11 protein-coding genes are annotated in these 12,575 nt (G+C 56.0%); 3 read left to right on the forward strand and 8 right to left on the reverse strand.

From position 1 onward, the window contains the following. Positions 1–5 precede the first annotated feature (5 nt). The 8 genes from O1724_RS18410 to syd all read right to left on the reverse strand — a co-directional run bounded on the left by O1724_RS18410 (position 6) and on the right by syd (position 8,339). On the reverse strand, positions 6–1,151 hold the full coding sequence (locus O1724_RS18410) for a glycerate kinase (RefSeq protein ID WP_050871387.1): 1,146 nt from the start codon (positions 1,149–1,151) through the stop codon (positions 6–8). Between the two features lie 77 nt (positions 1,152–1,228). Then, on the reverse strand, positions 1,229–2,566 hold the full coding sequence (gudD, locus tag O1724_RS18415; RefSeq protein WP_058647835.1) for a glucarate dehydratase: 1,338 nt from the start codon (positions 2,564–2,566) through the stop codon (positions 1,229–1,231). Positions 2,567–2,581: 15 nt separating this feature from the next. Beyond that, complete coding sequence (locus O1724_RS18420; RefSeq protein ID WP_058647842.1) at positions 2,582–3,922, reverse strand: enolase C-terminal domain-like protein; 1,341 nt, start codon at positions 3,920–3,922, stop codon at positions 2,582–2,584. After that, positions 3,922–5,277 carry a galactarate/glucarate/glycerate transporter GudP gene (gudP, locus tag O1724_RS18425; protein ID WP_003862734.1) on the reverse strand — a complete coding sequence of 452 codons (1,356 nt, stop codon included), beginning with the start codon at positions 5,275–5,277 and terminating at the stop codon, positions 3,922–3,924. The genes O1724_RS18420 and gudP overlap by 1 nt, the downstream gene beginning before the upstream one ends. Positions 5,278–5,585: 308 nt before the next feature. Further along, positions 5,586–6,035: a flavodoxin gene (locus tag O1724_RS18430; RefSeq protein WP_023295346.1), complete on the reverse strand. Its 450-nt coding sequence runs from the start codon at positions 6,033–6,035 to the stop codon at positions 5,586–5,588. A 15-nt stretch (positions 6,036–6,050) separates the two neighbouring features. After that, positions 6,051–6,836: a tRNA pseudouridine(65) synthase TruC gene (truC, locus tag O1724_RS18435; protein ID WP_045897942.1), complete on the reverse strand. Its 786-nt coding sequence runs from the start codon at positions 6,834–6,836 to the stop codon at positions 6,051–6,053. Further along, complete coding sequence (locus O1724_RS18440) at positions 6,833–7,162, reverse strand: YqcC family protein (RefSeq protein ID WP_023323686.1); 330 nt, start codon at positions 7,160–7,162, stop codon at positions 6,833–6,835. The genes truC and O1724_RS18440 overlap by 4 nt, the downstream gene beginning before the upstream one ends. A 631-nt stretch (positions 7,163–7,793) precedes the next feature. Further along, positions 7,794–8,339 carry a SecY-interacting protein gene (gene syd / locus O1724_RS18445; protein ID WP_032610056.1) on the reverse strand — a complete coding sequence of 182 codons (546 nt, stop codon included), beginning with the start codon at positions 8,337–8,339 and terminating at the stop codon, positions 7,794–7,796. Between the two features lie 69 nt (positions 8,340–8,408). Between syd and queF the strand changes: the two genes are divergently transcribed. From queF to O1724_RS18460, 3 genes are all read left to right on the forward strand, one after another. Continuing rightward, positions 8,409–9,251, forward strand: coding sequence for an NADPH-dependent 7-cyano-7-deazaguanine reductase QueF (gene queF / locus O1724_RS18450; protein WP_023323687.1), 843 nt, complete (start codon positions 8,409–8,411; stop codon positions 9,249–9,251). A 116-nt stretch (positions 9,252–9,367) separates the two neighbouring features. After that, complete coding sequence (ppnN, locus tag O1724_RS18455) at positions 9,368–10,732, forward strand: nucleotide 5'-monophosphate nucleosidase PpnN (protein ID WP_003862748.1); 1,365 nt, start codon at positions 9,368–9,370, stop codon at positions 10,730–10,732. Between the two features lie 504 nt (positions 10,733–11,236). Beyond that, on the forward strand, positions 11,237–12,526 hold the full coding sequence (locus O1724_RS18460; RefSeq protein WP_003862749.1) for an HAAAP family serine/threonine permease: 1,290 nt from the start codon (positions 11,237–11,239) through the stop codon (positions 12,524–12,526). Positions 12,527–12,575 lie beyond the last annotated feature (49 nt).

The raw sequence follows: 12,575 nt of genomic DNA on the forward strand, positions 1-12,575 counted from the left end.
GAACGTTAACGCGACATCCCCTGCCCCATCTTTATCACCGCCGCAATATTCCTTGCGGCCATCTGTACATTCTGTTGCGCATTTTCCAGCGCATCCTCCAGCGAGCAGATGGTGTAAATCACGCTGAATACGGCATCCAGTCCGTGCTCATGCACCACGCCAACATCCGCCGTCAGGCTGCCGGCAATGCCAATAACCGGCTTGTTATAGCGTTTCGCGACTCTCGCCACGCCAACGGGCACTTTTCCGTGGATCGTCTGGCTGTCGATACGCCCTTCGCCCGTGATCACCAGATCGGCGTCCGCGACCTGTTCATCGAGATGCAGGGCATCGGTGACAATCTCAATCCCCTGACGGAGCTGTGCGCTGCAAAATGCATACAGCGCCGCCCCCATTCCGCCGGCCGCACCACCGCCCGCCAGGTTTAAGACGTCAATATCCATATCCCGGGCGATAATTTTTGCGTAATGCGCAAGCGCGTTGTCCAGCGTCCTGACCATCTCCGGCGTCGCCCCTTTCTGCGGACCAAATACCGCAGAAGCACCTGTCTCGCCGATCAGGGGGTTGGTCACATCGCAGGCCACTTCAATTCGACAGGCTGCCAGCCGCTTGTCCAGCCCGCTAAGATCGATATGCGCAAGGCTTGCCAGTTCGCCGCCGCCCGGCCCAACGGGCTGCGCTTTCGCATCCAGCAGTTTTACGCCCAGCGCCTGCACCATGCCTGCGCCACCGTCATTGGTCGCGCTGCCTCCAATGCCAATAATGATATGCTTAACGCCCGCATCCAGCGCATGACGGATCAGTTCCCCGGTTCCCCAGGAGGTGGTGATTAACGGGTTACGCTTTGCAGGAGCAACAAGCTCCAGACCGCTCGCTGCCGCCATCTCGATAAAGGCGCTTTTCCCGTCTCCGGATAACCCGAAAAACCCTTCCACGCGTTCACCCAAAGGCCCGGTAACAGGAACATGGACAAGACGCCCATGCGTGGCTGCCACCATCGCTTCCACCGTCCCTTCACCACCATCGGCAACCGGTAATTTGACATAGTCCGCTGACGGGAAAATTTCGCGAAAACCGACCTCTATCGCTGTCGCCACCTCCAGCGCGCTCAAGCTTTCCTTATACGAGTCCGGAGCGATAACAATTTTCATAAGCCATCCTTACGCATGTTAGTTACGTTAAGCATACACCACGTAAGGGACCACTCATGGGAGCGGTCCCAATGAGTTTATCGTACCATGCACGGACGTTTATTGTCGAATGTCCACTCTGAGATCAGGTATTGCATCGCCAGCGCGTCATCACGCGCGCCCAGGCCGTGTTTCTGGTAAAGCTCATGCGCTTTCATGACCTGGTCCATATCCAGCTCAACGCCCAGCCCCGGCGTAGCAGGAACTTGCACCATGCCGCCTTTGATTTCAAACGGCTGTTTGGTCAGGCGCTGGTTGCCCTCCTGCCAGATCCAGTGGGTGTCGATGGCGGTAATGTTGCCCGGCGCAGCGGCCGCCACGTGGGTGAACATCGCCAGCGAGATGTCGAAGTGGTTGTTGGAGTGGGAGCCCCAGGTCAGGCCGAACTCATGGCACATCTGCGCCACGCGAACCGAGCCCTGCATCGTCCAGAAGTGCGGGTCTGCCAGCGGAATGTCCACCGATTGCAGCGAGAGCGTGTGCCCCATCTGACGCCAGTCGGTCGCGATCATGTTGGTGGCGGTTGGCAGCCCGGTGGCGCGACGGAACTCCGCCATTACTTCACGTCCGGAGAACCCCTGCTCGGCGCCGCACGGATCTTCCGCGTAGGCCAGCACGCCTTTAAGCTGCTTACCGATTTTGATCGCCTCATCAAGCGACCAGGCACCGTTCGGATCCAGCGTGACGCGCGCCTGCGGGAAGCGCTTCGCCAGCGCGGCGATCGCCTCTGCTTCTTCTTCACCCGCCAGTACGCCGCCTTTCAGCTTGAAGTCATTAAAGCCATATTTTTCATACGCGGCTTCCGCCAGGCGCACCACCGCGTCCGGGGTCATCGCTTCATCGTGACGCACACGATACCAGTCGCATTTTTCGTCCGGCTGGCTCTGGTACGGCAGCGGGGTGAGTTTGCGGTTGCCGATAAAGAACAGGTAGCCGAGCATTTCCACTTCGCTGCGCTGTTGGCCGTCGCCCAGCAGGGAGGCGACATTGACGCCCAGATGCTGGCCCAGCAGATCCAGCATCGCGGCTTCAATGCCCGTGACCACATGGATAGTGGTGCGCAGATCAAACGTTTGCAGACCACGGCCACCCGCATCACGATCGGCAAAGGTCGTGCGCACGCGAGTCAGCACATTTTTGTACTCGCCCAGCGTTTTACCCACCACCAGCGGAATGGCGTCCTCCAGCGTTTTACGGATCTTCTCCCCGCCCGGGATTTCACCGACACCGGTATGCCCTGAGTTGTCCTTGATCACCACAATATTACGGGTGAAGAACGGCGCATGGGCGCCGCTCAGGTTCATCAGCATGCTGTCATGTCCCGCGACAGGAATGATCTGCATGGAGGTAACTACAGGGGTAGAAAATGTGCTCATCGTTCGATCCTTTTATCAGTGACGTCCAAATACAGGGCGCTTACGGTCAAATGTCCAGCCGGGGATAAGGTACTGCATCGGGCCTGCGTCGTTGCGCGCGCCGCCCGGCAGTTTTTTATACGCTTCATGCGCCTTGTGGATCTGATCCCAGTCAAGCTCCACGCCCAGCCCCGGCGCATCCGGTACGGCAATTGTGCCGTTTTTGATTTCAAGTGGATTTTTGGTCAGGCGCGCTTCGCCTTCCTGCCAGATCCAGTGCGTATCGATGGCGGTCGGGTTGCCCGGCGCCGCCGCGCCAACGTGGGTAAACATCGCCAGCGAAATGTCGAAATGATTATTGGAGTGGCAGCCCCAGGTGAGGCCCCAGTCATCGCACAGCTGCGCCACGCGCACCGCGCCGGAAAGGGTCCAGAAGTGCGGGTCCGCCAGCGGTATGTCCACCGCATTCAGCATCACCGCATGGCCCATTTCGCGCCAGTTGGTGGCGATCATGTTGGTCGCAACCGGCAGCCCGGTAGCGCGGCGGAATTCGGCCATCACCTCGCGGCCAGAAAAGCCCTGCTCGGCACCGCACGGATCTTCCGCGTAGGTCAGCACGTCGCCCAGCCCTTTGCACAGCGCGATAGCTTCATCCAGCAGCCAGGCGCCGTTCGGATCGACGGTGATGCGTGCCTCCGGGAAGCGTTTTTTCAACGCGCGCACGCTGTCAATCTCCTGCTCGCCCGGCAGAACGCCGCCTTTCAGCTTGAAGTCTTTAAAGCCGTAGCGATCCTGCGCCGCCTCTGCCAGGCGTACCACCGCCTCGCCAGAGAGTGCCTCCTGATGACGCAGGTGATACCACTCGTGGCTACCCGGCGAGCGTTCCAGATACGGCAGATCGGTTTTAGTCCGGTCGCCAACGTAGAACAGATAGCCCAGCACCGTTACCGCATCACGCTGTTTGCCTGGCCCCAGCAGTTCGCAGACCGGCACGTTCAGCGCCTTGCCCAGTAAATCGAGGAGAGCCGCCTCCAGCGCCGCCACCGCGTTAACGCGCAGTTCAAACGTCCAGGCACCTTTGCCGAAGATATCAAAATCCGCCGACTGGTTGCCCTTATGCACCCGCTGAACCACCTTGTTGAGACGGGCGACCTCCTGCCCAACCACCTGCGGGATGGCGTCGACCAGCGTCTGGTAAATCACCTCTCCGCCAGGCGCTTCCCCGACGCCGGTGTTCCCTGCGCTGTCGGTCAGCACCACAATGTTGCGGGTGAACCAGGCGTTATGCGCGCCACCAATGTTGAGCAGCATGCTGTCCTGCCCCGCCACCGGGATGACCTTCATCTCCGTCACGATCGGGCTTGATTGCGTTGTCATCATCCGCGCTCCCCAACAGGTTTCAGTTCGATTCGTTTGATGTCACCCACCAGCACCAGGTAACTGAGTACCGCCACCAGCGCATGGACGCCTACATAAATCAGCGCACCATTGAAGGAGCCGGTGGTGCCGACGATGTAACCGATAGCGATTGGGGTGACAATGCCGGAAATGTTGCCAAACATGTTGAACAGACCGCCGCTCAGGCCGCTGATCTCTTTCGGCGCGGTATCTGCCATCACCGCCCAGCCCAGTGCGCCAATGCCTTTACCGAAGAAGGCCATCGCCATAAAGCCGATAATCATCCACTCCGCGCTGACGTAGTTACAGAACACCATGGTCATGGAGAGCAGCATGCCGAGCACGATTGGCGTTTTACGCGCAATATTCAGCGAACCGGTACGACGCATCAACCAGTCGGAGATGACCCCGCCAAGCACCCCACCCACGAAGCCGCAGATGGCCGGCACGGAGGCGACAAACCCCGCCTTCAGAATCGACATGCCGCGCGCCTGCACCAGGTAAACCGGGAACCAGGTGATGAAGAAGTAGGTTAAGGCGTTAATGCAATACTGGCCGAGATAGATACCGATCATCATTCGTGAGCCGACGAGTTGTTTGATCTGCCCCCATTTCTGGCTGAACGGGACCTTAGCTTTCTGGGTTTTCTGATCCATGTTGATCAGCGCCCCGCCTTCAGCAATGTAGTCCAGCTCTTTCTTGTTCACGCCCGGATGCTGGTTTGGTTCGTGGATCACTTTCAGCCAGATGAAGCTGATGACGATCCCCAGCCCGCCCATGAAGAAGAAGACGTGTGACCAGCCCACCTCATGCGTCAGCCAGCCCATGATTGGCGCGAAAATAACCGTCGCAAAGTATTGCGCCGAGTTAAAGATGGCTACCGCCGTTCCCCTCTCCTGCGCCGGGAACCAGGCGGCCACAATACGGCTGTTGCCAGGGAACGATGGCGCTTCCGCTAAGCCCACCAGGAAGCGGAGGGTAAAGAGCGCAATGATAATGCCGAAGCCGCTAAAGATATCCACGAAGCCCTGTAACAGGGTAAACATCGACCAGATGAAAATGGACCAGAAATAGACCCGTTTTGAGCCAAAGCGGTCCAGCAGCCAGCCGCCAGGGATTTGGCCGATTACGTAGGCCCATGAAAATGCGGAGAAAACATACCCCATACCCACCGGATCAAGTCCGATGTCCTTTGCCATCTCAGAGCCGGCAATGGATAACGTGGCACGGTCGCCGTAGTTGAAAGAGGTGACGATAAACAGCATCACCACTATCCAGTAGCGGGCGTTGGTGCGCTTCTCAGCGCTGCTCGCCGCGTGGCTTAATGTACTCATTGTTGCACTCCTGAAACATAGCTTTCGCCTGGTTCATTCTGTACAGCACCTGTAGGGTAATCAGAATGAGAGATTTGTGTTTGGTTTTGGTACGGCCAGAAGCCGTTTTATAGTGACGGGAAAAGTATATGAAGGAGTGACCGGTTCTCTCACCGTGCAGGAACACAACATTGACGGGCGTGGGGAACGTGGTTTGGGGCATAAGCCCAAAGTGGTGGAAGATACTTCACGGAATTGAGGATAGGGTGCGGCTTCGTTGCCGGGTGGCGGCTTCGCCTTACCCGGCCTGGCGTTCGTTTAGTACAGGGTTAGTTCAGGAGCGTGGCCCAGTGTTCAACCCAGGGATTTGACTCGCTTTCTGGCTCAGGGTGTTCACCCGCATCAATCAGCAACATCTCTCCGACGCGCTGAGCGCTCTGTTCCTGCAACAGCGCGTCGAACTGTTTACCGCCGCCGCAGAAATTGGCGTAAGAGCTATCGCCGAGGGCAATGATGCCATAGTGAACATCTGGCTGATAGCCAAGCTGGTCTTTAATGCCCTGGAAAAGCGGGACGATGCTGTCCGGTAGATCGCCCTGCCCGGTGGTGGAGGTCACCACCAGGATGTATTTATCTTTATACTTTTCCCAGTCCGCCAGCTCCGGATCTTCATAGACCGTTGCTTTATGGCCCTGGTTTACGAGGATTGCTTCCGCTTCCTCCGCCACCAGCAGCGAGTTGCCGTACATTGTCCCGACAAAAATGCCTACTTCAGCCATGCTTTGCTCCCGTAATTATTGCGCTTGCTGTTCATCCTGAACGTTGCCTGCGGCAAACTCAACCCTTTCATTTTCGGGGAGTTGTCCCAGCCAGCCAAACTGTGACAGCGCCTGCATCCAGACCTCGTCCAGCCCCGCGCGAATAGTCAGCGGTTCGCCGGTAAACGGGTGCGTCAGGCGTAGCTCGCTGGCGTGCAGCATCAGCCGGTTACAGCCAAAGTGCTCGGCCGCGCTGCGGTTCTGGCGCAGATCGCCGTGCTTGCTGTCGCCAATAATGGGGTGGCGCAGATGTGCAAGGTGACGGCGAAGCTGGTGCTTGCGCCCGGTTTTGGGCAAAAGCTCCACCAGACTATATCGCGTGGTCGGAAATTTGCTGGTCGCCACCGGCAGTTCTGTGGTCGCCATACCACGATAGTCGGTCACCGCTGGCTGCGGGCCTTTATCTTCGCGGGCAAATTTATCGGCGATTTTATCCAGTTCCTCCACCAGGGGATAATCAAGCGTGGCGGAATCCATCAGCCAGCCACGCACGATGGCGTGGTAGCGTTTCTGGATCTGGTGCCGTTCAAACTGCTGCGCCAGCAGGCGCCCGGCCTCACTGGAAAGCCCCATCAGCAGAACACCAGAGGTTGGCCGATCGAGACGATGGGCAGTAAAAACGTGCTGACCGATTTGATCGCGCACGGTTTGCATGACCACCACTTTCTCATCGCGATCGAGCCAGCTACGGTGCACCAGCCAGCCGGACGGTTTATTCACCGCCACTAACCACTCATCCTGATAAAGGATCTCAAGCGTCATGCATCGTCACCGGCGAAAAGCGCATCCAGCTTCTCCAGCTCCACCAGCATCATAGTACGCGCCGGGTGGGTCGCTTCCAGCGCCATTTCGTAATAGGGAGAGACGGCAAAAGACGCGGGCAACGCGTGGCCACCTTCCAGCAGCGCGTGCATACGCGGAATTAAGACCCACTGGAGCCACTCGAACGGGTCCAGCGTATCCAGACAAAACGGTTGGGTGCTGGCGAACGCGTCTGGCTGCGGCGCGTTATCCTGCCACAGCTGATGCTGGCGCATAAGGGCTTCGATGGCGTGCAACTGCGCACGAACGCTGTCATGATGCGACATATATACCTCAACTGAAAAACGGAATGGCGCGAAGCATAGCATTGCGGAAGACAGAAATAAAAAAGGGAGCACTGTAAAAACAGTGCTCCCGGTTCGTTTCGCAGCATTCCAGCTACAATACGTGCTCCCTGCTCATCCGTGACAACTTTTCCTGATGCCCGAAGGCCTGGTCATCCCTTTACCTTTTGCTTCCTGCTCACATCGTCCTGATGTGTAGGTTTCATCCTGAAACGTCCTGGCCATCCTGACCCACCGACCATCCTGACCGGCTCTCGTTCTCCTTCCTGGAGGTGTCCCTTACGCATCCTGCGTGATCCACTTTGCTTCATCCTGAAGCCTTCCTGCGGCGTCATCCTGACGTGTCCCTGGTAAGAAACGCCATCATCCTGATGTTCGTTTCTCGTGTCGGCATCCTGTCGACACAGATAGAATCCGCTATTCTGCTTCGTCTTACAACCCACCTTGTGAGCAATGTAAGCCAGGCGAAACGGGGGATTTCCTTTCAGAAAACCACTAACTTATTGAAAGAGAAGTTAATATTAATCTGAAATTCCTAAGACAATGCTAATTGTTTCGGCGATGTCTCACAGCGCGTGTAAGAGATCTCTCACACGCCCATTAGCATCATGGATTACAGAAGCGGCTCAATTCGGGTAAGGAAATCCGCAAGTGAAGGCGCGAGAACGTCGCGATTGCGGGTGCCGAGCGTCTCTTTAATGACCTCGCCAGACAGGTTGCAGACAGAAATGACGTCCAGTTCACTGTCGAGCGTCGCAATAAAGAGAGTCGGAGAGAGCTTAAGCCGTTTTTGCGTGACCAGGTGACCAATGAGGTTTTCCTGAACGCGTTGCAGATCGTCTTCGCTCCAGGTTTGCAGCAGCGTCAGCGGCTGTCCTGCAAAACATGCAGTCATATCCCCGGCAAACTGCGTGGTATAAAATGCATGAAGCGCAGGTTGTATCACAAGGTCCATCGCGCGTTCAACAGCATTTACATTCTGCTCGCCCATGAACGGTTTCGGTTGCCAGATAACGTAATCATCCTGCGAAGCGATAATGCACGGTGACGGCACGCCACATAAGTCAGTACTTTGCGGCCACGTCCCCCGCTTTTCATGCCAGGCATCGCAATAGCGGGTCGTGAAGGACGTCAGGGCATTTGCAGTTTCGATATCCACCGATTTCTCTCTTCTTGTAAGACAGGATAAACTCAGCCCATAAGTGTACCTGTAAAGTGGCTATGAAACATGTCTTACGAAAATCATCAGGCGTTAACGGGCTTAACGCTGGGAAAATCGACCGATTACCGCGACACCTACGATGCAAGCCTGTTGCAGGGCGTGCCGCGCAGTCTGAACCGCGATCCGCTCGGGCTGCACGCTGACGCGCTGCCGTTTGTCGGCGGCGACATCTGGACGCTGTACGAACTCTCCTGGCTGAATGCGCGCGGTCTGCCGCAGGTGGCCGTGGGCCACGTCGAGCTGGATTACGCCAGCGTAAACCTGGTCGAATCCAAGAGCTTTAAGCTCTATCTCAACAGCTTTAACCAGACCAAATTTAACAGCTGGGACGAGGTGCAACAGACGCTTGAACGTGATTTAAGCGCGTGCGCGCAGGGGAACGTAACCGTCTCGTTATACCGTCTGCATGAGCTGGAAGGTCAGCCCATCGCCCATTTCCACGGCACCTGCATCGACGATCAGGACATTGAGGTGGAAAGCTATGAATTTAGCAGCGACTACCTGGAAAACGCGGCGGGCGGAAAAGTGGTCAACGAGACGCTGGTCAGCCATCTGCTGAAATCCAACTGCCTTATCACCCATCAGCCGGACTGGGGCTCGGTACAGATCCAGTACCGCGGCCCGCAGATTGACCGTGAAAAGCTGCTGCGTTACCTGGTGTCATTCCGTCATCACAACGAATTCCACGAGCAGTGCGTGGAGCGCATCTTCAACGACATCCAGCGTTTCTGCCAGCCCGAAAAGTTGAGCGTTTACGCCCGCTACACCCGTCGCGGCGGTCTGGATATCAACCCGTGGCGCACCAATACCGATTTTGTGCCTGCCACCGGACGACTTGTGCGCCAGTAAGATAAATATTTTCACAATATGCGGGCGGTATTCCGCCCGAAGTGTTGTGAAACGTCATAAGCCAGGGCTATTGTAATCAACAGGGAAAGACGATAATCGTCCCATAAGGAGCTCACTTGATTACACATATTAGCCCGCTTGGCTCTATGGATATGTTGTCGCAACTGGAAGTGGACATGCTTAAACGCACCGCCAGTAGCGACCTTTATCAACTGTTTCGTAACTGTTCACTTGCCGTACTGAACTCCGGAAGCCTGACCGACAACAGTAAAGAGCTGTTGTCCCGCTTCGAAAGTTTTGATATCAACGTGCTGCGCCGCGAGCGCGGGGTGAAGCTCGAAGTGATCAACCCGCCGGAAGACGCTTTTGTCGACGGGCGTATTATTCGCTCACTTCAGGCAAACCTGTTTGCCGTGCTGCGCGACATTCTGTTTGTTAACGGACAGATCAGCAATGCCGGACGTTTCCAGCATCTTGACCTGGAAAGTTCCGTTCATATCACCAACCTGGTCTTCTCCATTCTGCGTAACGCCCGTGCCCTGCACGTGGGCGAAGCGCCGAACATGGTCGTCTGCTGGGGCGGTCACTCCATTAACGAAACCGAATACCTGTATGCCCGCCGCGTAGGGACGCAGCTCGGCCTGCGCGAACTGAATATCTGTACCGGTTGCGGTCCTGGCGCGATGGAAGCGCCGATGAAAGGCGCGGCAGTAGGACACGCACAGCAACGCTATAAAGAAGGCCGTTTTATCGGCATGACCGAGCCATCGATCATCGCCGCTGAGCCGCCTAACCCGCTGGTTAACGAACTGATTATTATGCCGGATATCGAAAAACGTCTTGAGGCGTTTGTCCGTATCGCGCACGGCATCATCATCTTCCCGGGCGGCGTAGGCACGGCGGAAGAGCTGCTTTATCTGCTGGGGATCCTGATGAACCCGGCCAACAAAGATCAGGTTCTGCCGCTGATCCTGACCGGCCCGAAAGAGAGCGCCGACTACTTCCGCGTGCTGGACGAGTTTATCGTGCATACGCTGGGCGAAGATGCGCGCCGTCACTACCGCATTATTATTGACGATGCCGCAGAAGTGGCCCGTCAGATGAAAAAAGCGATGCCGCTGGTGAAAGAGAATCGTCGTGATACCGGGGATGCCTACAGTTTTAACTGGTCCATCCGTATCGCACCGGATCTTCAGATACCCTTCGAGCCGTCGCATGAGAACATGGCGAACCTCAAACTCTATCCGGATCAGCCGGTGGAAGTGCTGGCTGCCGACCTGCGTCGCGCCTTCTCTGGCATCGTGGCGGGGAACGTGAAAGAGGTAGGGATCCGCGCAATTGAAGAGTTCGGGCCGTATAAGATCCACGGTGACCCGGAGATGATGCGCCGCATGGATGACATGTTGCAGGGCTTTGTCGCTCAGCACCGCATGAAGCTTCCAGGCTCTGCCTATATTCCGTGTTACGAAATCATCAAGTAAAGCGACATTTCTTTCCTCTCAAGCCGGATCGTCATCCGGCTTTTTTATTAGTGATGCAATTCATAGCGATCTTCAATGTTATTAACAAATCTGACGCCTGCGCAAACGATTACCTCGATTTTGAAACCGTAAATAATCAGCCTTAATCGAAATTACCCGCCAGAAAATCCTAAAATCCCATTTCTTTACAGCGAAAGACACCTATCTCGCGGGTCGACCTTTTCGAAAACATGTCGTTAATGGTAGCCTTCGCGCCCGTAAATTCTCTTTGATGTTTTTTTAACAGATAAATGGTCTAAAGATACCCACATCACAAGTGGATTATTGCATTTGGGATCGCGATCACTGATAGATTCATAACTAGAATGTATCTTTCCGCCCGCCAATAGTTACGGGCAAAAATTATTAAAAAACCGTCACTGAACGAATTTCATATTACCGTCAGGCACTTTTTCATCGGATTTGACTAAAAACCTGACAATTTGCTTCCTCCAGGAGATACAGATGGAAACCACTCAAACCAGCACCGTTGCTTCGATTGAATCCCGAAGCGGTTGGCGCAAAACGGATACCATGTGGATGCTTGGCCTGTACGGCACAGCAATCGGCGCTGGTGTACTGTTCCTTCCTATCAACGCAGGTGTCGGCGGTATGATCCCGCTGATCATCATGGCCCTCATCGCTTTCCCGATGACCTTCTTTGCACACCGCGGCCTGACCCGCTTCGTGCTGTCCGGTAAAAATCCGGGCGAAGACATCACTGAAGTCGTTGAAGAACACTTCGGCGTCGGCGCAGGTAAGCTGATTACCCTGCTCTACTTCTTCGCGATTTACCCGATTCTGCTGGTGTACAGCGTTGCTATCACCAACACCGTTGAAAGCTTTATGATGCACCAGCTTCAGATGACCCCGCCGCCGCGTGCGATTCTGTCCCTGATCCTGATCGTCGGTATGATGACCATCGTGCGCTTCGGCGAGCAGATGATTGTGAAAGCGATGAGCGTGCTGGTGTTCCCGTTTGTTGCGGCTCTGATGGTGCTGGCTCTGTACCTGATCCCACAGTGGAACGGCGCTGCGCTGGAAACCCTGTCTCTGAGCAGCGCATCCACGACCGGCAACGGTCTGCTGCTGACCCTGTGGCTGGCGATCCCGGTGATGGTATTCTCCTTCAACCACTCGCCAATCATCTCTTCCTTCGCAGTAGCGAAGCGTGAAGAGTACGGCAATGGCGCAGAGAAGAAGTGCTCCAGCATCCTGGCTCGCGCGCACATCATGATGGTACTGACCGTAATGTTCTTCGTGTTCAGCTGCGTGCTGAGCCTCTCCCCGGCGGATCTGGCGGCGGCGAAAGAGCAGAACATCTCTATTCTGTCTTACCTGGCAAACCACTTTAACGCACCGCTGATTGCGTGGATGGCGCCGATCATCGCGATTATCGCCATCACCAAATCCTTCCTGGGCCACTACCTGGGCGCACGTGAAGGCTTCAACGGCATGGTGATTAAATCTCTGCGTGGTAAAGGCAAGACCATTGAAATCAACCGTCTGAACAAAATCACTGCACTGTTCATGCTGGTGACCACCTGGGCGGTAGCCACCCTGAACCCAAGCATTCTGGGCATGATTGAAACCCTGGGCGGCCCGATTATCGCGATGATCCTGTTCCTGATGCCGATGTACGCGATTCAGAAAGTGCCTGCGATGCGCAAATACAGCGGCCATATCAGCAACGTGTTCGTTGTTGTGATGGGCCTGATTGCCATCTCCGCTATTTTCTACTCGCTGTTCAGCTAATACCTCCTGCGCCGTCTGCGGACGGCGCACTTCTCCCCTCTGACTGAAG

Source organism: Enterobacter cloacae complex sp. HYC074_NIDB, assembly GCF_056673345.1.

Bases quoted from the DNA above. Each gene is read 5' to 3' on its own strand.
- truC (WP_045897942.1), bottom strand. From the start codon at position 6,836: ATGACGCTTGAGATCCTTTATCAGGATGAGTGGTTAGTGGCGGTGAAT.
- O1724_RS18460 (WP_003862749.1), top strand. From the start codon at position 11,237: ATGGAAACCACTCAAACCAGCACCGTTGCTTCGATTGAATCCCGAAGC.
- gudD (WP_058647835.1), bottom strand. From the start codon at position 2,566: ATGAGCACATTTTCTACCCCTGTAGTTACCTCCATGCAGATCATTCCT.
- O1724_RS18420 (WP_058647842.1), bottom strand. From the start codon at position 3,922: ATGACAACGCAATCAAGCCCGATCGTGACGGAGATGAAGGTCATCCCG.
- gudP (WP_003862734.1), bottom strand. From the start codon at position 5,277: ATGAGTACATTAAGCCACGCGGCGAGCAGCGCTGAGAAGCGCACCAAC.
- O1724_RS18440 (WP_023323686.1), bottom strand. From the start codon at position 7,162: ATGTCGCATCATGACAGCGTTCGTGCGCAGTTGCACGCCATCGAAGCC.
- O1724_RS18410 (WP_050871387.1), bottom strand. From the start codon at position 1,151: ATGAAAATTGTTATCGCTCCGGACTCGTATAAGGAAAGCTTGAGCGCG.
- O1724_RS18430 (WP_023295346.1), bottom strand. From the start codon at position 6,035: ATGGCTGAAGTAGGCATTTTTGTCGGGACAATGTACGGCAACTCGCTG.
- queF (WP_023323687.1), top strand. From the start codon at position 8,409: ATGTCTTACGAAAATCATCAGGCGTTAACGGGCTTAACGCTGGGAAAA.